Source organism: Candidatus Mycobacterium wuenschmannii, assembly GCF_030252325.1.
Taxonomy (GTDB): domain Bacteria; phylum Actinomycetota; class Actinomycetes; order Mycobacteriales; family Mycobacteriaceae; genus Mycobacterium; species Mycobacterium wuenschmannii.
The window spans coordinates 1,726,029-1,751,367 of record NZ_CP126981.1; the positions used below are offsets into that span (position 1 = coordinate 1,726,029).

General features: G+C 67.6%; 15 protein-coding genes. 6 read left to right on the forward strand and 9 right to left on the reverse strand.

The window, feature by feature from the left end; translation table 11 throughout:
* Positions 1 to 180: 180 nt before the first annotated feature.
* Complete coding sequence (locus PT015_RS08325; RefSeq protein ID WP_285190159.1) at positions 181 to 1,203, reverse strand: hypothetical protein; 1,023 nt, start codon at positions 1,201 to 1,203, stop codon at positions 181 to 183.
* 483 nt (positions 1,204 to 1,686) lie between these two features.
* Between PT015_RS08325 and PT015_RS08330 the strand changes: the two genes are divergently transcribed.
* Positions 1,687 to 2,265 carry a type II toxin-antitoxin system PemK/MazF family toxin gene (locus PT015_RS08330; RefSeq protein ID WP_285190161.1) on the forward strand — a complete coding sequence of 193 codons (579 nt, stop codon included), beginning with the start codon at positions 1,687 to 1,689 and terminating at the stop codon, positions 2,263 to 2,265.
* A 1-nt stretch (position 2,266) separates the two neighbouring features.
* Here the strand turns inward: PT015_RS08330 and PT015_RS08335 are convergent, their stop codons facing one another.
* The 4 genes from PT015_RS08335 to PT015_RS08350 all read right to left on the reverse strand — a co-directional run bounded on the left by PT015_RS08335 (position 2,267) and on the right by PT015_RS08350 (position 6,193).
* A complete protein-coding gene (locus PT015_RS08335; RefSeq protein WP_285190162.1) occupies positions 2,267 to 2,695 on the reverse strand; it encodes a CBS domain-containing protein in 429 nt (142 codons plus the stop codon).
* 95 nt (positions 2,696 to 2,790) lie between these two features.
* The gene (locus tag PT015_RS08340; protein ID WP_285190163.1) at positions 2,791 to 3,630 is read right to left on the reverse strand and encodes a transglutaminase family protein; all 840 of its coding nucleotides are present in this window, start codon (positions 3,628 to 3,630) and stop codon (positions 2,791 to 2,793) included.
* Entirely contained in the window at positions 3,630 to 4,619 is a 990-nt protein-coding gene (locus PT015_RS08345; RefSeq protein WP_285190164.1) for an alpha-E domain-containing protein, read from the reverse strand. The genes PT015_RS08340 and PT015_RS08345 overlap by 1 nt, the downstream gene beginning before the upstream one ends.
* Positions 4,619 to 6,193 (reverse strand): circularly permuted type 2 ATP-grasp protein, encoded by a 1,575-nt coding sequence (locus PT015_RS08350; RefSeq protein WP_390888009.1) that lies wholly within the window; start codon positions 6,191 to 6,193, stop codon positions 4,619 to 4,621. Before PT015_RS08350 ends, PT015_RS08345 begins: the two co-directional genes overlap by 1 nt.
* Positions 6,194 to 6,478: 285 nt before the next feature.
* Here PT015_RS08350 and rpsT point away from each other — a divergent pair, with 285 nt between their 5' ends.
* Positions 6,479 to 6,745, forward strand: a complete 267-nt coding sequence (rpsT, locus tag PT015_RS08355) for a 30S ribosomal protein S20 (protein WP_285190166.1) — start codon at positions 6,479 to 6,481, stop codon at positions 6,743 to 6,745.
* 6 nt (positions 6,746 to 6,751) lie between these two features.
* On the opposite strand, the gene holA is transcribed toward rpsT, so the two are convergent.
* From holA to PT015_RS08370, 3 genes are read right to left on the reverse strand one after another with little or no spacing between them, the layout of a single operon-like run.
* Complete coding sequence (gene holA / locus PT015_RS08360; protein ID WP_285190999.1) at positions 6,752 to 7,693, reverse strand: DNA polymerase III subunit delta; 942 nt, start codon at positions 7,691 to 7,693, stop codon at positions 6,752 to 6,754.
* 30 nt (positions 7,694 to 7,723) lie between these two features.
* Positions 7,724 to 9,238, reverse strand: coding sequence for a ComEC/Rec2 family competence protein (locus PT015_RS08365; protein WP_390888010.1), 1,515 nt, complete (start codon positions 9,236 to 9,238; stop codon positions 7,724 to 7,726).
* Positions 9,239 to 9,261: 23 nt separating this feature from the next.
* The gene (locus PT015_RS08370) at positions 9,262 to 10,068 is read right to left on the reverse strand and encodes a helix-hairpin-helix domain-containing protein (RefSeq protein WP_285190168.1); all 807 of its coding nucleotides are present in this window, start codon (positions 10,066 to 10,068) and stop codon (positions 9,262 to 9,264) included.
* Positions 10,069 to 10,164: 96 nt separating this feature from the next.
* On the opposite strand from PT015_RS08370, the gene PT015_RS08375 reads away from it, so the two are divergent.
* From PT015_RS08375 to PT015_RS08390, 4 genes are all read left to right on the forward strand, one after another.
* Positions 10,165 to 11,088: a hypothetical protein gene (locus PT015_RS08375; RefSeq protein ID WP_285190169.1), complete on the forward strand. Its 924-nt coding sequence runs from the start codon at positions 10,165 to 10,167 to the stop codon at positions 11,086 to 11,088.
* A 124-nt stretch (positions 11,089 to 11,212) separates the two neighbouring features.
* Positions 11,213 to 12,370, forward strand: a complete 1,158-nt coding sequence (locus PT015_RS08380; RefSeq protein ID WP_285190170.1) for an acyl-CoA dehydrogenase family protein — start codon at positions 11,213 to 11,215, stop codon at positions 12,368 to 12,370.
* Between the two features lie 13 nt (positions 12,371 to 12,383).
* Positions 12,384 to 13,493, forward strand: a complete 1,110-nt coding sequence (locus PT015_RS08385; RefSeq protein WP_285190171.1) for an acyl-CoA dehydrogenase family protein — start codon at positions 12,384 to 12,386, stop codon at positions 13,491 to 13,493.
* Positions 13,494 to 13,501: 8 nt separating this feature from the next.
* Positions 13,502 to 13,924, forward strand: a complete 423-nt coding sequence (locus PT015_RS08390) for a PPOX class F420-dependent oxidoreductase (protein WP_285190172.1) — start codon at positions 13,502 to 13,504, stop codon at positions 13,922 to 13,924.
* A gap of 12 nt (positions 13,925 to 13,936) precedes the next feature.
* Here PT015_RS08390 and PT015_RS08395 read toward each other — a convergent pair whose 3' ends face one another.
* Positions 13,937 to 25,030 (reverse strand): type I polyketide synthase, encoded by an 11,094-nt coding sequence (locus tag PT015_RS08395; protein ID WP_285190173.1) that lies wholly within the window; start codon positions 25,028 to 25,030, stop codon positions 13,937 to 13,939.
* Positions 25,031 to 25,339 lie beyond the last annotated feature (309 nt).

Genomic DNA, 25,339 nt, shown 5'->3' on the forward strand with positions numbered 1-25,339 from the left:
ACTAGTTCAAGGAAGCCCCTGACCTCGGCGGCGCGGCGGATGCCGCCCCGACGCGCACCCGGGTCCCTGCGACCTGGTCGTCTACTGACCGCGACTCACTGCCCGCCCGCGTTAAGAGTGGATCGGCCAAAACGAAACCCCCGGACGGTGGGTCCGGGGGTTTCGTTTTGGAGCGCGGAACTAGCCAGTCATCGCCGGCAGGAAGTAGCCCACCAGATCGCTCAAGCCAAGCTGGAGATATCCGCTTATCGCGCTTGCGACCGTGTCAGTAGCGCCGCTCACCAGATCGTGAGTGCCGAAGATGAGGTCGGGCGAAATGAGGTCGCCGCCGTTCAACAACGAGAAGAGTCCGACATTGTCCGCGTTGAAGAACTCGGTCAGAGCTCCATTGAGGACGTCGTATGACCCCGGGTCACCGCTGGCACCGGCCGCCCCGAATACGAGGGACTCGAAGCTGTCAGTGACTTTGGTCGGGTCGATGGTGTCAAAGCCCGTGTAGATGCCCGGCACCGAGTTGATGTTCGGCACAATGTCGTTGTAGACGTCGGCCAGCCGGCCATCGAACTCGAACATGCTGTTCAGGCTGGTGATCTCGCCGGAAATGGTGGGGAGGATGCCTCCGTCAGCGGTCGCTGACGGAGCAAAGTTCGCGTCGAAACCATTCAGGTCGCCGAGACCGAAATTATAGAAGTACTGAGCTGCGCCAGCAATGCTCCCGGTGTCGAGCGCGTGGGTGATCGTCGAGGTCGACCCGAGGTAATCACCGACATTGGTATCCAACGCGCCATTATTTGCAGCTGCGAAGGCGTACACGTTGTAGGCGTCGTAGAACTGGGTCAGGGCGCCATTGAACTCATTGTACGGCCCGGTGGTGTCGGAAATTCCCGCCAGGATCGGGTTGGTGCCGTAGATGTAGGACTCCAGAGGGGTGACTTCACCAAGGGTCGACGTCCCGGGGAACAACTGAGGTGCGTCTTTGCTCAGGTCGCCCAGGTGATCGTAGACACCGGCGGCGCCACCCTTGACGACGTCCGTGACGCCACCAAGCGCCGCGTATGTCTCAAAGAGCGAGTTCTGAATACCGACTTCCCCGGCGAGGGTGCTGCTTACGGTGTCGCCGAGGTCCGCTTGAGCCAGAGGCGCGAAAGCCAGAGTCGCGCCGCACGCGAAGCCGGCGGCGACGGCGATTTTGCGAATGTCCATGGATGTTGCCTTCCAAGATGTCTGCCGACGATTCGGGCGTACCGCCGGAGGTCCCCCCAAAGCTCCCCCTTGGTGAAAACCTGAGAGGAACATAACAAGTTTGTATGTACTTCAACAGCATTTGGACAAGAAATATTTGCGTTTCATACGTTCGTACTAGGTGCGCGTTATTAGGCTCGTGTACAGAGCAAATATGCAGCTTAAGGCGGTGACAAGACGCCGAGGCGTCGTAGCGCGGCGCGCAGCGCTCTAGCGTTATCCGCGGGGATCAAGCTGAGAGACAGCGAGCGCGCCGGGATAGATAGCTAAGAATCTGATAGGAACGCGGTTTTCGATCTGAGTCTTGAGATCCACCAAACTTCGCCGCGTATTGGTGGGTTCCGCTGCACTGTTCCGCCACCAGCGCCCGGAAACTCCTGCTCGCCGGCCAGCGTCGGCCCGCATGACAGGCACCGGCTCCCAGTTCCGGCCTACGCTGTCTAGATGCCGTCACAGTGGAGAACCTTCCAGCGGCTGGCTGAGCATCTGGTGTTCAACGAGGCGCCGAAGTTGGTCCGGCAGCTGCAACAGTCACCATCGATCCAGCGCGGCATCAAGATTGGGCTCGACGTCTTGGCCGGCACCGCGCCCGAAGCGCCGGCCGAGATCACTGCCGGACGCCCGGTGACCCGAACCAGCGTCCCCACGGCCCACCGCGCCCGCCGGATCGTCTACGCCCCCGACCTGGACGGTCGCGCCGACCCGGGCGAGGTCGTGTGGACATGGGTGACCTACGAGGAAGACCCGACCCGCGGCAAGGACCGCCCGGTACTGGTCGTCGGCCGCGACCGCGCAACGCTGCTCGGACTGATGATGTCGAGCCAGGAACGCCACGACACCGACCGCAGCTGGGTGGGCATCGGCAGCGGCGCCTGGGACGGCGAGGGCCAACCGAGCTGGGTGCGCCTGGACCGGGTGCTCGACGTCCCCGAGGAGAGCATCCGGCGCGAGGGCGCGATCGTGGAGCGCGTCATCTTCGACCGGGTCGCCGCGCGACTGCGCCGCGACTACTCCTGGAGCTGACCTATCCCTGCGTGATGTAGGACTGCAGCTGCTCGTGCTCGCTTTCGAGCTCCTGCATCCGCGTCTTGACCACGTCGCCGATGCTGACGATGCCGATCAGCTCCCCGTCCTCGAGCACCGGCACGTGCCTCACCCGGTTCTCGGTCATCAGCAGCGTGAGGCTGTCGACGGTGTCTTCCTTGGTACAGGTCGACACCACGGCCGTCATGATCTTCTGGACCGGTTGCGAGAGCACCGATGCTCCGTGATTGTGTAGCTGGCGGACCACGTCGCGCTCGGAGACGATGCCGCTGACACCGTCCGGCCCGGACACGATCATGGCGCCGATGTTGTGGTCAGCGAGGCCCGCCAGCAGTTCAGCGACCGTCGCGTCCGGGTTGATCGTCACCACCGTGCCGCCTTTGCCACGCAACACATCTGCTATCCGCATCAAGCCTCCCGCCGAGTGTGATCAGGTTCACATCCAGGCTACGGCGAGATCGGTCGACGTGTAAGTAGCTGGCGAAATTCGACGCAAATGCCAGGTCAGGCGAGGCGGGTGATTTCGACGACCACGTCGAGGTCCGTCGCACCCGCCCCGGAGTAGATGCCCTTGAGCGGCGAGACGTCGGTGTAGTCACGCCCGACACCGACCGTGACGTACTGCTCGTTGATCGCGCTGTCGATGGTCGGGTCGTGGTCCCACCATCCCCCGGTCCAGGCCTGGATCCACGCGTGACTCTGTCCGTCGACAGTGTCCCCGACCTTGGCGTCGGCGTGGGGATGGTGATACCCCGACACATAGCGCGCTGGAATTCCCATGGCGCGCAACACGATCAGCGTCAGGTGAACGAAGTCCTGGCAGACGCCCTTGCCTTCACGCAACGCGTCCAGACCCGACGACGACACACCGGTGCTGCCCTTGACGTAGTCGAGTTCGCTGCGGACCCACTCGGATGCGGCGAGGACGGCGTCGGCCGGCTTGTGCTCCTTGGCGATCTTCTTGCCAACGGACGCAACGCGTTTGCTCGCCGGCGTGTGCGGGGTGGGAGTGAGCACCTCGTCGTACCGGTCGAGGACGGCTTCGCTGCCCAGTTCCGCCCAGGTCAGTTCTTTGGCCGGCGGATCGGGCTTCTCGGTCTCGACCACCGATGCCGACGTCACCGTCAACTCGGTGTGCGGTGCGTGCAGGTCGAACGCCGTCACCGCGGTGCCCCAATAGTCGACGTAGCGATACGACCTTGTCGCCGGCAAGGTTTCAACGCGGTTGAGGACGACGTTCTGCCGGGAGTCGGAGCGCGGCGTCAACCGTGCTTCGTTGTAGGAGGCCGTCGCCGGTGACGGGTATGCATAACCGGTCGCGTGCAGGACGCGCATGCGCCACATCAGTTCTTCCCCTGTTTCGTCGCCTTGACCGGTAGTGGATCGCGGTAGCCTGCGTCGGTCCAAGCCACCCACGGCACCGCGTGAAAGTACTGCACTGCCAACGCTTCTCCCACGTCGAAACACGACTTCTGCAGACCGGCGAGGCGCCGCTCGAGCGACTCGAGCAGCACGCCCGGCCGGACGAACTCGAGTTCGCTACGGGCCCGGCCCAACAGACGCTGCGCCTCCGAGATCGTGCCCACGTTGCCGTGCGAGTCGCGTACCAGTTCTTCGAGTTGGTGCTCGGCCGTCTTCAGCGAATAGAAGATCGACCGCGGGAAGCGCCGGTCGAGCAGGATGAACTCGACAACGCGATTGGCGTCCAGCACGCCACGATAGGTGCGCAGGTAGGTGTCGTGGCCACCCGCGGACCGCAGCACGGTGACCCATGCCGGTGACGCTGCGCTGTCGCCGACTCGCGACAGCAGCATGCGGACCGTCATGTCGACGCGCTCGATCGTTCGGCCCAGCATCATGAACCGGTAACCGTCATCGCGGGACAGCGTCGAGTCGGCCAGGCCGGCGAACATCGCCGCGCGCCCCTCGACGAACGACAGGAACTCATGCGGCCCAAGGCGTTTGGCAGCGCGGATACGTTCGCCCATCGCGTTGTAGGTGGTGTTCAGGCACTCCCAGGTCTCGGTGGAGGTGACCTCACGCGCCGACCTTGCGTTCTCGCGCGCCGCGGTGAGGGCGTCGACGATGGAACTCCCGCCGCCCAGGGTGCCTTTCCGGAACGCGACGACATCGGTCAGCGACCACAGGTCCAGCGTGTCGTCGGGCTCTTCAATTCCCAACACCTGCAACAACACCCGGGACGTGTGGTCGGGGTCGACGCTGGAGTCTTCCAGCAACTGGTGCAGGGTGACGTCGAGGATTCGCGCCGTTTGGTCGGCGCGCTCGACATAGCGACCGATCCAGTACAGCGCCTCTGCGTTGCGTGCGAGCATCAGCGAACCACCGCCTGCTGTTGTTGCTGCTGTTGACCTGATCGCTCCGGTGGGCCCGCTTTCATCTGAGACTGCTTCTGCTCCTGCTGCTGCCCCGGCTTCTCCGCTGCCTCCTCGTCGGCATCGGTGACCGGCGCGGGCAACGCCTTGACCACCTCGGCGGCGCCGAGTTCGTGGTCCTCAGCCGAGGTCTTCGACGCCAGCACCCAGGTGTCCTTCGATCCGCCGCCCTGGCTGGAGTTCACCACCCGGGATCCCTCGACCAGCGCCACGCGGGTCAGGCCACCGGGCAGCGTCCAGATGTCGTCGCCGTCGTTGACGATGAACGGCCGCAGGTCGACGTAACGCGGCGTGAGCGTGTCGCCGATCTGGGTCGGGACCGTCGAGAGCTGCATCATCGGTTGGGCGATCCAGCCGCGCGGGTCGTCGCGAATGCTCTTGCTGATCGCGTTGAGTTCCTTGTTGGAGGCCTCGGGGCCGAACACGATGCCGTAGCCGCCGGAGCCTTCGACGGGCTTGATCACCAATTCGGCGACCCGGTCGAGCACCTCTTCACGCTCGTCGTCCAACCAGCAGCGGTAGGTGTCGACGTTGGCCAGCAGCGGCTTCTCGCCGAGGTAGTACTCGATGATCGTCGGTAAGTAGGTGTAGACGAGCTTGTCGTCGCCGACCCCGTTGCCGACGGCGCTGGAGATCACGACGTTGCCCGCACGGGCGGCGTTGAGCAGGCCCGCGACACCGAGCACCGAGTCGGGCTTGAAGTGCATCGGGTCGAGGAAGACATCGTCGATGCGTCGGTAGATGACGTCGACCTGGCGCTCCCCCTCGGTGGTGCGCATGTAGACCTGGTTGTCGCGACAGAACAGGTCGCGGCCCTCGACCAACTCGACGCCCATCTGGCGGGCCAGCAGCGAATGCTCGAAGTACGCCGAGTTGTAGACGCCCGGGGTCAGCACGACGACCGTCGGGTCGGCCTCGTTGGTGGCCGCGGAATTGCGCAGCGCCCGCAGCAGGTGCGAGGCGTAGTCGTCGACCGCGCGGACGCGGTGGCTGGCGAACAGGTTTGGGAAGACCCGGGCCATCGTGCGCCGGTTCTCCATCACGTAGGAGACACCCGACGGCGACCGCAGGTTGTCCTCGAGCACCCGCCAGATGCCCTTTTCGTCCTTGATCAGGTCGATGCCCGCGACGTGGATGCGCACTCCATTGGGGGGCTGGATGCCGACGGCCTGCCGGTGGAAGTGCTCGCAGGAGGTGATCAGTCGCCGCGGAATAACCCCGTCGCGCAGGATCTCCTGGTCGCCGTAGATGTCGTCGAGGTAGGCCTCGAGAGCTCGGACGCGCTGGACGAGGCCGCGCTCGAGCTTGGTCCATTCGGCCGCGGAGATAACGCGGGGCACCTGGTCCAGCGGGAACGGCCGCTCCTGCCCGGACAGCGAGAAGGTGATGCCCTGGTCGACGAACGCCCGGCTCAGCGCCTCGGCGCGGTCATCGAGGTCGTCGGCGTTGGACGGCGCGAGTTCCTTGTAGATGCCCTTGTACGGCGTCCGGACGTTGCCCTGGCCGTCGAACATCTCGTCGAAAGCCTCGGAATAGCCGTTAGTGGCGTTATAGCCGTCGAAAATCTGCTCAAAGCCGTGCTGCGACTGTGACTGCTTCTGTTTCTTGGTTTCGGAGGAATTCGTTCGGGTGGCCACGCTGCCATGCTGCATCAGATCGTCACGCTCCGCAGGGCCAGCTTCTCGACTTTGGGAGTTCGCATGGCGGACTGATACCCTGAGCAGTCGCTGCTTAAGCGCGCATGCGCGCCGGCAAACCCGAGACAGCACAAGCCTCAGACATTTGAGAAGGAATTACGCGTGGCCAACATCAAGTCGCAGCAAAAGCGCAACCGCACCAACGAGCGCGCCCGACTCCGCAACAAGTCGGTGAAGTCGTCGCTGCGTACGGCCGTTCGCGCGTTCCGCGAGGCCGCCGAGGCCGGCGAGAAGGACAAGGCCGCCGAGCTGCTGGTGTCGACGAGCCGCAAGCTCGATAAGGCCGCCAGCAAGGGCGTCATTCACAAGAACCAGGCCGCGAACAAGAAGTCCGCGCTCGCGCACGCGCTGCACAAGCTCGGCAAGTAGTACCGCCTACTCGGCGACTAACTCCGCAACCTTTCGCACCGCCGACTCCAGCGCGTAGTCCGCGTCGGCCGCGGCCCCTTTCACGTCGGCGTTCAGCGCCGCCACCAATCGCATTGCGGTAGCCACCGAATCGCGCGACCAGCGCCGCGCCTGCTTCTGCGCCTTCTGGATGCGCCACGGCGGCATCCCCAATTCCGAAGCCAGCCGGTAGGGGTCCCCCGACAGCGAGCCGACCCGCCCGATGCTGTGCACCGCCTCGGCCAGCGCGTCGGCCAGCACCACATGCGGTTCGCCGCGCAGCATCGCCCAGCGCAGCGCCTCGACAGCGCCCTCCACGTCGCCCACGACCGCTTTGTCGGCGATGTCGAAGCCCTTCACCTCGGCCTTGCCCTGGTGGTAGCGCCGCACCGCAGCGACGTCGACGTGCCCGCCGGTGTCCGCGACCAATTGCGAACAGGCCGAGGCCAATTCGCGTACATCGGAGCCGACGGCGTCGAGCAGCGCGGTCAGGGTGTCGTCGTCGATCTTGACCTTCAGCGCGCGAAACTCCTTGCGAACGAAGTCGATTCGCTCACCGGCCTTGGTGATCTTGGCGCAGGGGTGCACCTCGGCACCCAGCCTCTGCAGCTGCGCGGCCAGGGCCTTGGCGCGGCCTCCCCCGGAATGCACGACGACCAGTTCGGTGCCGGCCGGCACGTCGGAGGCGGCCTTGCCGATCAAGTCGGCGGCCTCCTTGCCGGCCTCACCAGCGGCCTCGAGGACGACGACGCGCTCGTCGGCGAACAGCGACGGGCTCAGCAGTTCGGCGAGTTCGTAGACGCCGACGTCGCCGGCGCGAACCCTGTCGACCGGAACGTCGTCGGTGCCGGCGCGCTTGCGGGCCGCGCGCAGCACGTCGGCGACGGCGCGCTCGACCAGCAGCGGCTCATCACCCAGCACGAGATGCACGGTCGAATCCTGGCTCACCGGATGATGGTGTCACGTTCGGCCGACAGGCCCGCCGAGCCCCGCCAGCGACCAGGCGAACAGCGCGCAGGCCGCCAGCGCCAGGCCCGCCCGGAACCATCGTCGCCGCCAGAGCAGCACCGTCAACAGTCCCGCGGCAGCGACGATCACCGCACCGGAAAGCCCCGACGGCACAGGCACACTCGCGCCCGGGACGCCCGCCGACCAATGCGCGATCCGCAGCAGCCACCACAGCTCCGGGCCGGTGAATCGGATCAGCAGCTGCGCGCCGGCCGGCCAGCACAGGCACAGCGCCGCCGCGGCGCTGCCCAGCACGGTGATCGGTGCGACCAATGCCGCCACCGCGAGGTTGGCCACCGCGGACACCACGCTGAACCGGCCCGAGATGCCGGCGATCAACGGCGCCGTCACCAGCTGCGCCGCGCACGCCACGCACACGGCGTCGGCCAATGGCTTGGGCCAGCCCGCGGCCACCAGACGCCGGGACCAGACCGGCGCGACGACCACCAACGCCGCGGTCGCCACCACCGACAACGCCAACCCGACATCGACGGCCAACTGCGGCGCCACCACCATCAGCAGCAGCACGGTGCCGGCCAGGGCCGGGATCGCCTGCCGACGCCGCGACGACAACACCCCCACCAACGCGATCGCACCCATCACCGCGGCGCGCAGCACACTGGCCGAAGGCTGCACCACGATGACGAACAGCACCAGCGCCACGCCCGCCAACCCGACCGCCGCCCGTGGCCCGATCAGTCGCGACGAGAACAGCACCGCCCCGCAGACGATCGTGACGTTGGCGCCCGACACCGCGGTCAGATGCGTCAACCCCGCGGTGCGGAATTCCTGCTCGGTGAGTGGGGTGACCGCCGACATGTCGCCGAGCACCAGCGCCGGCAGCATCGCGGCCTGGTCGGCAGGCAGCACCCGGGCAGCTGCGGCCGCGAACCCGGCCCGTGCCGCGTACGCGGCACGGTTCAACGGCCCGGCACGACCCATCGTCGGCGCGCCGATCGCGGTGATGACGGCGACGCTCAGGTCGCGACGGGTGGGCGCGGTGACCCGCGCCCGGAATCGCATCGGCTGGCCGACCATCACCGCACCGAAGTCACGCGCCTGCGCGAAAACCACTGCTCGCCCGGCAGTCTCGTGCCCGTCGAGCATGCGCAGCGTCGCGCGGAACAACAGCCGGCCGCGGCCGACCGGCTTGGCGCTTTCGGTCGGCGTCACGGCCACCTCCGCACTGGAGCCGAATGCCGACCGGATCGGGTGGTGCGTAACTGCGTTGGAGCGCAATGTGATTGCGCAGCCGAAGCCCGCGCCTACGACCCCCGCGGCGAGCACCCCGACACCGACGGTCCGCGCCCGGCGGGGCCCGAAGCGCCACAGCAGAGCGCCGGACGCGCCGGCCGCCAAGCACAGCGACCCGAGTGCCGCGCCGACCGGCCAAAGGATCCCGGCGGCGGTGACGAGCCAACTGGTCAGCGCCGCCGGAACCAGACGCGCATCCAGGCGCGGCGCGATGTCCGCCGGTTGTGTCACCGGCCTCAGACGCGGACCAGCGGGCGCAGCTTCTCCAGGCGCGCGGCGCCGAAGCCCTCGACCTCCCCCAACTGGTCGACGCTGCTGAACTTTCCGTGGGCCTGCCGCCACGCCACGATCGCCGCGGCGCGCACCGGCCCCACGCCGGGCAGCGTGTCCAACTGCTGCACGGTCGCGGTGTTGAGGTTGACGACCTGCGCCGAGTCTCCCTTCGCGGGGCGCGACGCCGAACTCGTCGGGCCGGGCGCGGCCGATCCCGGGCTGACCGAACTGCCCAGGACCGCGGGCTGGCCTTTCGCTGGCGCGATGCCCACCACGATCTGCTCGCCGTCGTCGACCTGGCGGGCCATGTTGAGGCCGATCGTGTCGGCGCCGTCGGTCGTGCCGCCGGCCGCCTTCAGTGCGTCGGCGATCCGCGCGCCGGGCGCCAGCGTCACCAGCCCTGGGGTGTGCACCAAGCCGACGACGCTGACCACCACCGGCTGATTCGCCCGTGCGGCGGAGCTGGGCGTGCGGCTCGCCGTGGCCGCCATGTCGACGGGCGGTAGCTTGGCCGACGAGACCGGCGCCGGCTGCTCGCGCATCAGCGTGAAGATGGTGACCAGCACGGCGATCGCCGCGACCACGGCCAACGCGACGGCGCCGGCACGGCCCGGATCGGCCCGGACCTTGGCCAGCCAGCCGTCGTCCTTCGCCGCGTCCGGGACCCACCTCGGTAGGAGCGAGTTGGGATCGTCAGCGTCGTCGTCGTCAGCCGACGGTTGCGCACTCAGTCGTCGCTGAAGTCGCTCAGCGGGGAGTTCTGTTCGCATGTCGGCGACGCTAGAGCGAGCCACCACCACCTCGGCGCCGTCGCGGCGCTCTCGACCGGCCGCTGTGGATCGATGGCAATCTGGGGATAATCGGCCATGCCCCCTTACCACGTCCAGGCCAGTACGAGCGCTGTCGAAATTTGGACGGGAAAGCGGATCCAATTCGGCAGTGAGAGCCGCGACGACTGGCAAAAAGCATTGAAAGCGGATCTGCGACAAGCTTTTTCGAAATTGGACGTATCGCAGAGCGCATTGATTGCGGGCTACTACTACAGCAGCAGCCCCGTCGTGACAGACACCGAGAACAGCCTTTTTACCAATGTCGGCGAGACCATGCCGCGGGGCTCCTTCACGGCATTGAGTTTCGAGCGTGGCACGGACGCTCCGCCCGAGCCTCCGTGCTCAGTCGACCTGATCAGCGGTCACCTCCACTACTACCGCTATCGCGTCGGTGGATCGTGGACGAGTTGGAGAGCCGGGCGAACACTTGCCCAATGGCACCACGTACCTCGCCGTGTCTCCGTCGGTACCGACACAGCGCGCCCAGTGTGGTTCGCCTTGCGCGAGGCCAACGCCGACGGACTCGTGGTCGTGTCAAACGACGAGGACCTCGATCCGAATCAAAATTTCGGGTTGCGGATCACGGTGCACACGACGAAGACCGCATCGCACCGTCCGATCTCGAACAGTGAATTCGTCGTCGACGGAGCTATTGCCGCATTCCACAATGACCCGGTCGGTGATGACATCGTCGCGGCTGTTCTTCCCAGGCTGCCCGGCGTCACCGAAGACAGTTTGCGACACGCCCTGAGCAGTTGTGCGGGGCCGCTCTTTCCCACACCTGCGGTGCTGATCGAAAAGAACTCCGCTGTGCGGATCAGTCCCGCGGATCACCGCTGTTGGCTCGGCTCTTACAGCGTCCGGCAAGACTCGACCAGCCGGTGGCCCGAGTTCAGCGGGGAGCTCTTCACCCTGCTGCCGATTGATTCGGCAAAGGGTGATGGTGGCGATGCGCCCTAAATCACGCCCACCGGACCACAGGTGACTGTGCATTAACGATTCAGCCCCGAGCCGCCTGACTGGTTGGTTGGGCAGCCGGTTACCGTTCAGTACAGGTCTGACAGATCCAACGAAGGAGACTGCCGTGCAACTGGCGCTCACCAAGGACGAAGCCGCGTTCCGCGACGAGCTACGTGAGTTCTACACGACGAAGATCCCCGCGGAGGTCCGCGAGCGGACCCGGCAGGGCGCATACGACCACGACGACATCACCTCCACCCACAAAATCCTGCACGAGCACGGCCTCGCGGTGCCGTCCTGGCCGGTCGAGTGGGGTGGCAAGGACTGGACGACGACGCAGCACCAGATCTGGCTGGACGAGATGCAGCTCGCCTCGGTGCCCGAGCCGCTGAACTTCAACGCGAAGATGGTCGGTCCGGTGATCGCCGAGTTCGGGTCGCAGGAGATCAAGGAGCGCTTCCTGCCGCCGACGGCCGCACTCGACATCTGGTGGTGCCAAGGGTTCTCCGAGCCCGAGGCCGGCTCCGACCTCGCCTCGCTGCGCACCACCGCGACGCGTGACGGCGACACCTACGTCGTCAACGGGCAGAAGACGTGGACGACGCTCGGCCAGTACGCCGACTGGATCTTCTGCCTGGTGCGCACCGACCCCCAGGCGCCGAAGAAGCAGGCCGGCATCTCCTTCCTGCTGATCGACCTGGACACCCCCGGCATCACGATGCGCCCGATCAAGTTGGTCGACGGCAGCGTCGAGGTCAACGAGGTCTTCTTCGAAGACGTCCGGGTGCCCGCCGATCAGCTTGTCGGAGAAGAGAATCAGGGCTGGAGCTACGCGAAGTTCCTGCTGGGCAACGAGCGCACCGGCATCGCCGGCGTCGGCCGCACCAAAGTCGGTCTGGCCGAGGTCAAGAAACGCGCCAACGAGAACGGTCTGATCAAGGACACGCTGTTTGCCGCGCGCCTCGCCGAAGTCGAAAACGAGCTGCTGGCACTGGAACTCACCCAGGCGCGGGTCGCGACGAGCTCGGTGGACGGCAAGCCCAACCCGGCGTCGTCGGTGTTGAAGCTGCGCGGCAGCCAGTTGCAGCAGGCCGCCACCGAGTTGCTCGTCGAGGTCGCCGGTCCGGACTCGTTGCCGTTCGAAGCCGGCAACGACATCGCGTCGCCGTCGTGGGCACAACACAGCGCGCCGCATTACCTGAACTACCGCAAGACGTCGATCTACGGCGGCAGCAACGAAGTTCAGCGGACCATCATCGCGTCGACCATCCTCGGCTTGTAAGGCAGGAACTGACATGGACTTTCAACTGAGCGAAGAACAGACCCTGCTGCGCGACACCACCCGCGAACTGCTGTCGCGCAGCTACGACGCCGAAAGCCGGATCAAGGCCGTGGAATCCGACCTCGGCTGGAGCCGCGAGGTGTGGAAGCAACTGGCCGAAACCGGCATTCTGGGACTGGGTTTCGATCCCGAGGAAGCCGGACAGCTCGAGGTGATCACCGTGCTGACCGAGGTCGGTCGCCGGCTGGCACCCGAGCCCGTCATCCACGCGGCGCTCGGCCCCGGCGCGATCATCGCCGAGGTCGGCAACGAGGCCCAGCAGGAACTGCTCGGCGAGGTCGCGGAAGGCGAGCGGCTGCTGGCGTTTGCGCACCTCGAGCCCGGCGCCCGCGGCACGTCGCACGACACCATCGCGACAACCGCCGAGCAGCAAGGTGATTCGTGGGTGCTGACCGGACACAAGAACCCGGTACTGGCCGGCGACTCCGCCGACACCCTGATCGTCAGCGCGAAGCTGCCCGACGGCGGCGTCGGCCTGTTCCTGGTCGACGGTGAAGCCGTCACCCGCCACCCGTACCGCACCTTCGACGGCCAGCGCGGCGCGCAGATCGACCTCGATAAGGCAGCCGGCGAGCCGCTGGGCGAGGGCGGCGACGCATCGACGGCGATCAGCAACGGTATCGTCCGTATTCAGTCCGCACTGAACGCCGAAGCGGTCGGCGCGATGGAGGAGGCCCTGCGGCTGACGACCGATTACCTGAAGCAGCGCAAGCAGTTCGGCGTCACGCTGAACACCTTCCAGACGCTGACGCAGCGGTCCGCCGACATGTACGTCTCGCTGGAGCTGGCCCGCAGCATGAACCTCTACGCCGGGCTCTCGGTCGCCGACGGCAACTTCGACCCGGTGATCGCCGCCCGCGCCAAGCTGCAGATCGGCCGCTCGGGTCGCCACATCAGCCAGGAAGCCATCCAGTTGCACGGCGGCATCGGTGTGACCAACGAATACCCGGTGGGCCACTACGCGGCCCGTCTGACCGCGATCGACCACACCCTCGGCTCATCGCAAGATCAGCTGCACGTGCTGATCGGTCAGGTCAACGACTACGAAATCGTGACGCTCTAAGAGACGAGATGGCCGAACTCACAACGGAAGTCGTCGAGTTCCTGACCGAAGGCACGCGCACCGCGATGCTGGGGTTCTTGGCTGCCGACGGACGACCGCTGGTAACGCCGGTGTGGTTCATCGTCGACAACGGGCAGCTGGTCTTCAACACCGGCGCCGAGAGCGCCAAAGGCCGTGCCCTGGCCAGGGATTCGCGCGTCACGATGTGCGTCGACGATCCACACCCGCCCTTTTCGTTCGTTCAGGTGCAGGGCGTCGCCACCACGTACGACCATGCCGGGGATTCGCTCGAGATCGCGACGCGGATCGGCAGCCGCTACATGGGCGCCGATCGCGCCGCGGAGTTCGGGCGGCGCAACGCCGTGCCCGGCGAGCTGGTGGTGCGGGTTCAGCCGACGAAGGTCAACGCGACCTTTCGTGTCACCGACTGAACCCGCCTCCCATCAACTCTGCTCTGCGGCCGGCTCGGACTCCGATTCTGCCGCAGCGGATTCCAATCCATTCGAGGACCCGTTCGACGAGCCGTTAGATGACGCCTCCGCCGGCTTCTCCTCGGCTTCGGCCTCGGCCTCCGCAGCGGGTGCCGCGTCACCCGGCTCCTCGGCGTCGGGCATCTGCGCCGCGAGGTACTCGCCCAGCCCGCCGATCGTCGGGTAGTCGAACACCGCGGTGGCGTTGATCGTGAACTTGCCACCGAACTGGCTGTGCAACCGGTTGCGCAGTTCGACCGCCATCAGCGAGTCGGTGCCCAGGTCCAGGAATCGGCTCGTCGCCGCCGGCGGCTGCGCCAGCCGCAGGAAGCCCTGCACCTCTCGCTGGAGGAACTCGGTGATGAATGTCGCGCGCTCCGACACCGGGAGCTCCTGCAGCTGCTTGAGCAACTCGCTGTCGACGACCTCGGCCATCTCGCTCGGCAACACCAGATCCAGGATCGGCGGCCGCGAGCTACCCATCACCTTTGCCGCCCGCGCCCAGTTGGCCTTCAGCACGGTCGCCTGACCGGTGCCATTGGCCACCACCTCGGCGAGGGCACCGAGGGCGCCCGAGGCGTCCAGCGGCAGCAGACCCTGCGCACTGATGTTGGAGCTCGCCGCCTCCGACGAGGCCATCCCGCTGCCGCCCCACGGACCGAAGTTGATTCCGGTGGCCGGCAGGCCGTGCGCCTTGCGGTCCGCGATCAGACCGTCGAGCAACGCGTTGGCCGTCGAGTAGTTCGCCTGTCCCGGGGGGCCGAGCAAGCTCGACACCGACGAGGACACGATGAAGAAGTCGAGCTTGTCGTCCCTCGTCAGCCGGTCCAGGTGCAACGCGCCAAGCGCCTTGGGCGCCAACGTCGTCCGGAACCGGTCCAGGTCCTGCGCGTTGAGCAGAGCGTCGTCGAGGACACCGGCCAGATGCGCGACACCCGCGAGCGGTGGAAGCTCACCGCGGATGCGCTCCAGCAGCTTCTCGACGTCCGACTCCTCGCCGACATCGGCCGAGAAGGTGTGCACGCGCGTCTTGTACCGCTCGGTGATGTCGTCGATCTTGCGCTGCGTCTCCGCGTCCGGCTCGCGCCGGCTGGTCAGCACGATCTCGCCGGCCCCGAGCTGCGCCAGGTACGACGCGGTGGCCAGACCGATGGCACCCAGACCACCGGTGATCAGGTAGGTCCGATCCGGCCGCGGCGCAAGCGGATTCGGCATCTGGCAGACGATCTTGCCGATGTGCCGAGCCTGCTGCATGCGACGGAACGCCGTCCTGGCCTCGGTCAGCGGGTAGACCTCCGCGGGCAGCGGCGTCCACTCCCCCTTGGCCAACCCGTCCGACACCTCGGTGAGCAGGTCGCGGATGCGATCCGGCTCCTGGAACATCACCGTGTCCAACGCGACGATCTCGTAGGCGATGTCGGGCCGGGCCTCGGCCATCTGCTCCGCGGTCCAGATGTCGCGCTTGGCAATCTCGGCGAAGCGGCCGTTCTTGGCGGTCGCCCGCACGGTCGCCTCGATGAACCCCTCGCTGGTCAGCGAGTTGAGCACCACGTCGACACCTTCGCCACCCGTGTCCGCCAGGATCTGGTCGGCGAAATCGGTTGTGCGCGAGTCATACACGTGCTTGACGCCGAGCTTGCGCAGCGTCGACCGCTTGAAGGTGCTCGCCGTGGCGTAGACCTCCGCCCCGTGCTGTTGCGCCATCTGAATGGCGGCCAGTCCGACACCACCGCTGGCGGCGTGGATCAGCACCTTGTCACCCGGGTTCAGCCCCGACCAGTCGAACGACAGCCGCACCGTCAGCGCTGCGGCCGGAATGGTCGCTGCCTCAACGGCACTCACCCCGTCCGGGATCGGCGCCAGGAACTGCGCCGGCACGTTGAACCGGCTGGCGAAGGCGCCCTGCATCGAGCCGTAGACCCGCTGACCGACCTCGACATGGCTCACGCCCTCACCCAATTGGGTTACGGTGCCGGCGAAGTCGCCGCCGACCGGACCCGGGTCACCCGGGTAGAGGCCGAGCACGTTGAGCACGTCGCGGAAGTTCAGACCGGCGGCCTCCACCCGCACCTGCACGTAGCCAGGCTCCGGCGCCTCGACCTCCTTCTCGGTCAGCCGCAGGTTGTCGATCGCGCCGCGCTCGGTCGGCAGCAGGGCGTAGTCGTCGGCCCGCGGCACGTTGAGGTGACCGCTACGCGACCACTGCAGCAACCGCGATGCCAACGCCTTGCCTTGGCGCACAGCCAGTTCCGGCTCGTCCACCGGCTCGGCCAGTAGACCGGCCAGCAGCTGCACGGCCTCCGGCGAACCGTCGACGTCGATCAGCTTGCTGCGCAGACCGGGCTCCTCGTTGAGGACGGTCCGGCCGAGGCCCCACAGGGCCGCCTGCACCGCATCGACCGGCTCACCGGATTCGGTGGCCACCGCTCGCTCGGTGACGACCCACAGGCCGCCCGGCAGCTTCACCGAGTTGTCCGCCTGTGCGGTGTGTACCGCGCTGAGCAGGTTCTCGATCTCGGCTTCGAGGCGCTTGGTCGCGTCGGCCGTCGACTCCTCGGACTTGCGCCCGGAGCTGCGCCAGACGATGCCGGCGTACGGCATGCCCTTCTCGTGTGCCTGCGCCAGCACCTGGCCCAGCAGCTCGGAGTCGCCGGTCCGGTCGAACGGGATGCAGCCCGGCAGCGCGGCCGCCAGCTCGCTGAACCCGGCGACGAGCCAGGTACCGCTCGGGCTGGTGGCCTCCTCCTTCGGCGCGATCGGCACCTCGTGCCAGCCGAGGGTGTAGAGCAGCCGGGTGGCGTCGCCACCGAGCCCGCGCAGCAACGCCTCTCGCGGCGCCCGCTTCACGGTGAAGCCGCGGATCCCACCCAGGTTCTTGCCGTCCCGATCGATGTAATCGAGGTCGAACACCTGGGTCTCGCTGTCGAGTTCGCTGGTGTGCCACTTTGCCTTGCAATAGAACCGGCGCGGCATCTTGTCCTTCAGCGTCACCTGCTCGTAGCGCAACGGCAGGAACAGTCCGTTGACGCCCTGCTCGGCGGCGCGCAGCGCCGGGAACGCGGGGAACGCGACACCGGTGCACAGGTCCATCAGCACCGGGTGCATCGGCTCGGTGCCGAGGTTCTCGGTGAGTTCTTCACCGACCGAGATGTCTCCGATGGCCTCACCGTCGCCGAGCCACAGGGACTTCAGCGACCCGGACCAGTTCGGACCCCAGTGCAGTTCCATGTCGTCGAACGTCTCGAACAGCTCCTGCGGACGCATGCGCTCCATCCGCTCGATCGCGGCGTCGATCGCCTCCTCGGGCTCGGTGACTTCCGGCTGCTCACCGGGACCGGCGATCGCAGTGCCGTCGGCGTTCAGTGACCAGTCGGCGTCCTTCACACCGAACGGCCGGCTGTGCACCTGGAACTTCCAGCCCTCTTCCAGCGGGCTCAGCGTCAGCTGCACCTCACGAGAAGCCTTCTCCGGCAGGATGATCGGCTCGTAGAAGAAGACCTCCTTGACGTGCGCCGGGGTACCGACTGCGGCCAAGGCCATCGCGGCGTAGGTGGCACCGGGCACCACGACGGTGCCGTAGATGACGTGGTCGTTGAGCCACGGCTGCGACTTGACCGACAGCCGGCTGGTGTAGACCGAGTCGCCGGACGCCAGATCCTTTCCGCTGCCCAGCAATCCGGACATCGCGGGACCGTCGACGGTGATCGCCGAGCTCTTCGGCCAGAAGCGACGGCGCTGGAACGGATACGTCGGCAACTCCAGCCGGCGGCCGTGCTGCTGGTGCAGCGCCTCGAACTTCGGCCGGTGGCCGCTGACGTAGGCGTTGGCCAGTGCGTCCGCGATCTGACCGCGGTCCGCGACGCCCTTGCGCAGCGAGACGATCGCCCGTGGCGAGGACAGGTGCTCGGGCCAGACCTGCACCGCGGCACCGGTCAGCACCGGCTGCGGGCCGATCTCCATCAGCACCGCGCAGCCCAGGGCGGCGACGGTGCGCACACTCTCGGAGAACTGCACCGGCTGCCGCGAGTGCTTGCGCCAGTACTGCGCGTCCAGCGGCGTCTCCGCCGTCAAGATCGACCCGGTGCGGTTGCAGACCAGCGGCAGCGTCGGCGTCGCGAACTCGAATTGGCTTGCGAACGATTCGAATTCACCGAGCACCGGCTCAAGCAGCTCCGAGTGGAACGCGTGGCTGGTCTCCAGCCACGTGCACCGCACCCCGTCGTCGCTGAACTTCGCAACGACCTGCTCGAGGTCTTCACCCGGGCCCGACAGCACGGTGTTGGGGCCGTTGTAGGCACCGACCGACAGCTTCGGGAATTCGCTGGCGACCTGCTCGACCTGCTTGGGGTCGGCGAACACCGCGACCATCCGACCGCCCGCGGGCAGGCTGCCGAACAGCCGGCCACGCTCGGCCATCAGCCGCGCGCCGTCCTCGAGGCTGAGCACCCCGGCGACGCACGCCGCCGCGTACTGGCCCACGCTGTGGCCCAGCACCACGTCGGGCTCGATGCCCCACGACTGCCACAACCGGGCCAGGCCCATCTCGACGGCGAACAGCGCCGGCTGCGCGTTGGACGTGTGCTTCAGCCGTTCTCCGGCCTTACCGCCGGTTTCGCGGTCGGTCTGGAAAATCACGTCGAGCAACGGCTCCGGCAACAGCCCGCTGACCGCGTCGGCGCAGCGCTTCACCGTGTCGGCGAAAACCGGCTCGGAGGCGAATAATTCGCGTGCCATGCCGGGGTACTGGCTGCCCTGGCCGGTGAACAGCCACGCCGTCGTCGGCCGGTCGGTGCATTCGCCACGCACCACGCCGGGACGCAATTGACCCGCGGCCAGATCGGCCAGGCCCGCCGTCGCGGTCTGCACGGAGTCCACCACCAGCGCGGCACGGTGCTCGAAGTGCGAGCGACCCACGCCGGCCGTCAGCGCCACCTGGGCGATGTCGACGTCCGGGTTGTTGCCCAGCCAGGCGCCGTAGCGTTCGGCCAACTCGACCAGCGCCTCCGGCGAGCGCGCCGACAGCGGTAGCACGTTGACCGTCGCCCCTTCGCCACTCGACTCCGGCTGTGCGGCACCGTCATCCGTGGGTTGCTCGTCGATGATCACCGGCTGCGGCGCCGGCGCTTCCTCGATCAGCACGTGCGCGTTGGTGCCGGTGAACCCGAAGGAGCTCACACCTGCGCGGCGCGGCCTGCCGTTGGCTTCCCACGGCGTCGACTTGTCGACCACCTTGACCGGCAGCGAGCCCCACGGGATGTGCGGCGACGGGTTGTCGAAGTGCAGGCTCTGCGGCAGCACGCCGTTCTGCAGCGACAACACCACCTTGATCAAACCCGCTGCGCCCGAAGCGGATTCGGTGTGACCGATGTTGGTCTTCACCGAGCCCATCAGCAGCGGGCGGTTGGCGTCGCGGGATGCGCCGTAGACCGCGCCCGCCGCCTGCACCTCGATCGGGTCGCCGAGCGGGGTGCCCGTTCCGTGTGCCTCCAGGTAGTCGACGTCGCCGCCGGCCAGCCCGGCTCGCGCCAGCGCCGTGGCGATAAGCCGTTGCTGCGCACCACCGTTCGGCACCGTCAGGCCGCTGGACGCACCGTCCTGGTTGACCGCGCTGCCCGGGATCACCGCGGCGATCCGGTCGCCGTCGCGCTCGGCGTCGCTGAGGCGCTTGAGCACCAGGATGCCGCAGCCCTCACTGCGGACGTAGCCGTCGGCCGACGCGTCGAAGGTCTTGCACTGGCCGACCGGCGACAGCATCCGGGCGCGCGAGGCGGCGACCACGGTCACCGGGCTCAGCAGCACGTTGACGCCGCCGGCCACCGCGAGATCGCAGTCACCGGAGTGCAATGCCTGCACGGCCTGGTGCACCGCCACCAGCGAAGAACTGCAGGCGGTGTCGACCGCGACCGCGGGTCCTTCGAAGCCGAGCGCGAAGGCCACCCGGCCGGAGATCGCGTTCAGCGCGTTTCCGGTGATGAAGTACGGCTCGATCTTGTCGATCGACTCTGCCGACAGCAGGTGGGCGTACTCGTTGGCAGCGACACCGGCGAAGATGCCGGTTCGGCTGCCGCGCAACGACGCCGGTGAGTAGCCGGCCCGCTCCAGACCCTCCCAGACCGTCTCGAGCATCAGCCGCTGCTGCGGCTCGATCCACACGGCCTCACGCGGCGAGATACCGAAGAACTCGGGGTCGAATCCGTCGATGCCGTCCAGGAATCCACCGAAGCGGGTGTACGTCTTGCCCGCGGTGTCGGGGTCCGGGTCGTAGAACTCGTCGATGTCGAAGCGGTCCTCGGGAACCTCCCGGATCGCGTTGACACCACCGGACAGCAAGTCCCAGAACGCTTCCGGGTTGGGAGCGCTGGGGAACCGGCACGACACCGCGATGATCGCAATCGGCTCGTCGGAGCGGGCCACCGCGGTCGCCAGTGCCGGCCCGGCCTTCTCGGTCAGCTCCAGCACGTCGCTGAGCAAGTAGTCCACCGTGTCGGACAGGCGCGGGTGATCCATCGCCAGCGTCGCCGGGATTTCCTTGCCCACGTTCTGCTCCAGGCGGCGCCGCAGTTCGACGGCCATCAGCGAATCCATGCCGAGGTCGAAGAACCCGGCGTCCTCGCGGATCTCCGACGGATCGACCCGGGTGACATCCGCGACCGCGTCGCGCAGGAAGTCCGACAAGATCTTACGGCGTTGCTGCACAGGTGCATTGGTGAGCCGCTCGACCAGTTCGGTCTTGCCGTTCACCGTCGTCGCCGGCACCGCGCTGGGCACCTCGCGCTCGAGTTCGGCGAGGAACGCCCGCCGACCGGATCCCTGGTACAGCGGCAGGAACTTCGCCCAGTCGATGCGGGCCACCACACCCGACGCGGCGCCTTCGGTGCCGGAGATCGCGATCAGGTCGGCCAGGCCCGCCAACGCGTCGGCCGGGGCCAGCGTCTTGATGCCGCGCTTGCCGAGCTTGGCACGCGACTCCGCGTCGGCCATGCCCGTCGACCACGGACCGAAGTTCGCGCTGACACCGGCGATGCCCTGCTCGCGCAGGCGCCAGGTCAGGCCGTCCAGGAAGGCGTTAGCCGCGCCGTAGGCGGTCTGCCCGTATCCGCCCCACACCGAGGCGATCGACGACGTCGTGATGAAGAAGTCGAGATTCAGATCCGTCGCGGCTTCACTGAGGTACCAAGCACCCCAGACCTTTCCGGCGAAGACTCGGTCGACTTCGGCGTCCTCGAGGTCGCTCAGCGGGGTGGTGCTGATTTCACCGGCGGCATGCGCGATGCCCGCCAGCGGCGGCAGGTCGGCCTTGATCTCGGCCAACAGTCGCGACACGTCATCCGCATCGGCGACGTCCGCCGTGACGACGCGGATGTCACTGCCGTGCTGCTCGCCCAACGCGTTGATGCGCTGCTGCGCGGCGTCGCTCGGGGAACGGCGACTGGTCAGCACCAGATGCTTGGCACCGTTGGCGGCCAGAAATCCGGCGATCTCCAATCCGATCGAGCCCAGGCCACCGGTCACCAGATACGTTGCGTCGTCGCGCAACGCCAGCGGCGTGGCGCTCGTCGCGGCCGGCCGGCGAACCAGTCGCGGTACGTAGACCGACTGCTCGCGAATCGCGAACTGCTCTTCGCGGCGCGTCTGGTCGGACACCAGGTTGATGACCCGCGACCACTCGTCGGCGGTGCCTTCGGACAGATCCGCCAGGCCGCCCCACAGCTGCGGCAGCTCCAGGGAGGCGGCGCGGCCAAAGCCCCACAGGGCGGTCTGCTCGGGCGACACGGTGTCGGTGTCGGTAATACGTTGCGCCCCACGGGTTACCACCCAGATCGGCGCCCGCAGCTCGGCGGCCGCCGCGGCGCGGAAGAGTCGACGCGTGCCGGCCAGCACCTGCTGCTGCACCCGCTGCAGCGACCGCTGCGACGGCACGGTGTCGCCCTCGAGGGCCGCGACGTTGACGATGCGCAGCGACGGCGACTCGTCGGCGGCGGCGCGCAACGCGGCCGTCAACTCCTGCTCGTCGGCATCCGAGGCCGGCAGTCCGAGGATGCGGTGCTGCTGGCCCGCGGCGCCCAGCGCCTCGATCAACGGTGCGACCGCGTCACCGTTCTCACCGATGAGCAGCCAGGTGGCCGGCTCACCGAGATCGGCGGGCGCCGCTGCGTTGATCTTGTCCCACCGGAATTCGTAACGCGCGTCGGAGATCGACTTGGTCTTGCGCTGCGCATTGTGTTGCGCCGCGAGCTTTGTCAGCACGCTCAGGGTCTGGCCGTCGTCGGCACCACCGAGCAGTTTGGCCAGGTCCTCGATCTTGCCGTCCTCGAGCAGGCGCACGGTCTCGCTGGTCGACGCCACGTGCGACTGCTGCGTCGGCAGCTCGCGGTTCTCCCGGAACCAGTACTGGCGGTGCTGGAACGGGTAGGTCGGCAGGTCGACCTTGCGTGCCGAACCATGCTGCACGGCAGCGAAGTTCGGCAGCGCGCCGAGTGCGTATGCGTCCGCGAGGGCTTCGGTGATCTGGCGGTGGTCGGCGGTGTTCTTACGCAGCGAGGCGATCGCACGCGGCGAGGTCGCCGGGTCCGGCCAGGCGCGCAGCGCCGACGCGGTGAGCACCGGCTGCGGGCCGATCTCCAGCAGCACCTTGCAGCCGAGTTCGGAGAGCGTCTGGACGCTCTTCGCGAACTCGACCGGCTGGCGCGCGTGGCGACGCCAGTAGTTGCCGTCCAGCTTCTGGCTACGACCGATCACCGCACCGGTGCGGTTGTCGATCAGGATGCGTTGCGGCGAAGTGTATTTGAAGCCATCGGCGTACTTCTCGAACTCGTCGAGGATCGGGTCCAGCAGTGCCGAGTGGAACGCGTGGCTGGTCTCCAGCCAGTCGCAGCGCACGCCGTCGGCGGTGAGCTTCGACACCGCCTTGTCCAAATCGCCTGCGGGTCCGGACAACACGGTGTTCGCGCCGTTGTAGGCGGCGACGGACAGGCTGGGGAACTGATCGGTCAGCGCCTCGACCTTCTCGGCCGCGGCGAACACCGCGACCATCCGCCCGCCGGTGGGCAGGCTGCCGAACAGCCGGCCGCGCTCGGCCATCAGCTTCGCGCCGTCCTCGAGGCTGAACACGCCGGCGACGCAGGCCGCCGAGTACTGCCCGACGCTGTGTCCCAGCACCACGGCGGGCTCGAAGCCCCAGGACTGCCACAGCCGGGCCAGGCCGAGTTCCACCGCGAACAGCGCCGGCTGGGCGTAGGTGGTCTGCTTCAGCGTCTCTTCGGCGTCCGGGCCGTCGACGTCGAAAATCACGTCCAGCAAGGGCTTTTCGAGCACATCGGCGACCGCCGCGGCGCAGCGATCCACCGTCTCGGCGAACACCGGCTCGGTGTCGTACAGCTCGCGGGCCATGCCGGGGTACTGGCTGCCCTGACCGGTGAACAGCCACGCCGTCTTCGGAGTCGCATCCGACACCCCGCGCACCAGGCCGGGCGCCGGGCGGTCGTCGGCGAGCGCGCCGAGCAGCTCGCTCGCGGATTCCTTGGAGTTCACCACCAACGCGGCGCGGTGCTCGAAGTGCGCACGTCCCACTCCGGTGGTCAGGCAGAAGTCGGCCAGCGTGGCGTCCGGGTTGGCGCTCAGCCAGCTGCGGTACTGCTCGGCGATCTGTACCAGCGCGTCGGGAGTGCGCGCCGAGACCGGCAGGATGCTGAAGCGCTGGTCGGCGGACTTGTCGTCGGCCGGTGCGTCCACGACCTGGGCCGTGTGCGCGGGCGCCTCCTCGAGGATCACGTGGGCGTTGGTGCCGGCGAACCCGAACGAGCTGATGCCGGCGATGCGCGGCTTGCCGTTGCGCTCCCACGGGGTGGCCTCCTTGACCACTTCAAGCGCGAGCCGGTCCCACGGAATGTGGGGCGACGGGTTCTCGAAATGCAGGTGTGCGGGCAGCAATTCGTTTTCCAGCGACAGGATGACCTTGATGACGCCCGCGATGCCGGCGGCGGCCTCGAGGTGACCGATGTTGGTCTTCGCCGAGCCGATCAGCAGCGGGTCGCCGTCCTCGCGCCCCGCGCCGAGCACCTCGCCGGCGGCCTGCGCCTCGATCGGGTCACCCAGCGAGGTTCCGGTGCCGTGCGCCTCGAGGTAGTCGACGTCGGCGGGGGTCAGACCCGAGCGCTTCAGCGCGTCGGCGATAACCCGTTGCTGTGCAACACCATTCGGCACGGTGAGGCCACCCGACGCACCGTCCTGGTTGATCGCGCTACCGCGGATGACGGCGCGGATGTGGTCGCCGTCGTTGATCGCATCCTCGAGCCGCTTGATCACGATGACACCGCAGCCCTCACCGCGGACGTAGCCGTCGGCGGCCGCGTCGAAGGTCTTGCATCGACCGTCCGGCGACAGCATGTGCGCGCTGGAGAAGGTGATCATGGTCGCGGGCGTCAACAGAACGTTCGCTCCACCGGCCAGCGCCAGGTCGCACTCCCCGAGTTGCAGCGCCTGGCACGCCTGGTGGATCGCGACCAGCGACGAGCTGCACGCGGTGTCGACGGCGACGGCCGGGCCCTGCAGGCCCAACCGGAAGCTGATCCGGCCCGCGGCGGCGGCGTTCGACGTCCCGATCGCCATGTAGGCCTCGATCTCCGGGAACGTCAACTCACCGGAGGCCATGCCCAGGTAGTCGTGGGTGGCCAGACCCACGAACACACCGGTGTTCGTGTCGGCCAAAGACGTTGGCGCAGTACCGGAATGCTCGACCGCGCGCCACGCCGTCTCGAGCAGCAGCCGGTGCTGCGGGTCCAGCATCCGAACCTCGCGGGTGGACATGCCGAAGAACGGGGCGTCGAACCCCGTGACGTCGTCGACGAAGCCCGCGCGACGGGTCGCGACCTTGCCCGGGGTGTCGGGGTCGGGGTCGAAGAACTCGTCGACGTCCCACCGGTCGGCGGGTACTTCGGAGATCGCGTCCCGGCCTTCGCGCAACACATCCCAGAACTCGTTCGCGTCAGCGGCTCCGGGGAACCGCGCCGCGTATCCGACGATCGCGAAACGGGGTGTTGACTGCTGCTGACCATCGGCGGATGCCATGGTTTTGTCCTCTCGACTTGGGGACTGTGAAAGATTCGGACGCCGCGTACGGCCCGGATGCGCAACAGAATTGCTGGCGCGCCCGAGGATTGCAAGTGTCGCTCCGGCGACAGTGCCGGACTTCGCGCACCGTACCGCAGGGTATGGCTAAGGTCACCCTCTGGCACGCCGAGTGGTTCCATGTCAATAGGCGTACTGCTTGACATTATTGACCCCGTCGTGGAACCCGTACAGGCCACTGTCGCTGGGAAGACACTGACAGCCGAGCGGGCTATCTTGGGTCACGCCGCGAGCACGAGCGGCACGGCC

Excerpts from the sequence above, each read along its gene's own strand:
- PT015_RS08395 (WP_285190173.1), bottom strand. The coding sequence starts at position 25,030 with ATGGCATCCGCCGATGGTCAGCAGCAGTCAACACCCCGTTTCGCGATC.
- PT015_RS08330 (WP_285190161.1), top strand. The coding sequence starts at position 1,687 with ATGCCGTCACAGTGGAGAACCTTCCAGCGGCTGGCTGAGCATCTGGTG.
- PT015_RS08325 (WP_285190159.1), bottom strand. The coding sequence starts at position 1,203 with ATGGACATTCGCAAAATCGCCGTCGCCGCCGGCTTCGCGTGCGGCGCG.
- PT015_RS08390 (WP_285190172.1), top strand. The coding sequence starts at position 13,502 with ATGGCCGAACTCACAACGGAAGTCGTCGAGTTCCTGACCGAAGGCACG.
- PT015_RS08350 (WP_390888009.1), bottom strand. The coding sequence starts at position 6,193 with ATGTTCGACGGCCAGGGCAACGTCCGGACGCCGTACAAGGGCATCTAC.
- PT015_RS08340 (WP_285190163.1), bottom strand. The coding sequence starts at position 3,630 with ATGTGGCGCATGCGCGTCCTGCACGCGACCGGTTATGCATACCCGTCA.
- PT015_RS08375 (WP_285190169.1), top strand. The coding sequence starts at position 10,165 with ATGCCCCCTTACCACGTCCAGGCCAGTACGAGCGCTGTCGAAATTTGG.
- PT015_RS08385 (WP_285190171.1), top strand. The coding sequence starts at position 12,384 with ATGGACTTTCAACTGAGCGAAGAACAGACCCTGCTGCGCGACACCACC.
- PT015_RS08370 (WP_285190168.1), bottom strand. The coding sequence starts at position 10,068 with ATGCGAACAGAACTCCCCGCTGAGCGACTTCAGCGACGACTGAGTGCG.
- PT015_RS08345 (WP_285190164.1), bottom strand. The coding sequence starts at position 4,619 with ATGCTCGCACGCAACGCAGAGGCGCTGTACTGGATCGGTCGCTATGTC.
- PT015_RS08335 (WP_285190162.1), bottom strand. The coding sequence starts at position 2,695 with ATGCGGATAGCAGATGTGTTGCGTGGCAAAGGCGGCACGGTGGTGACG.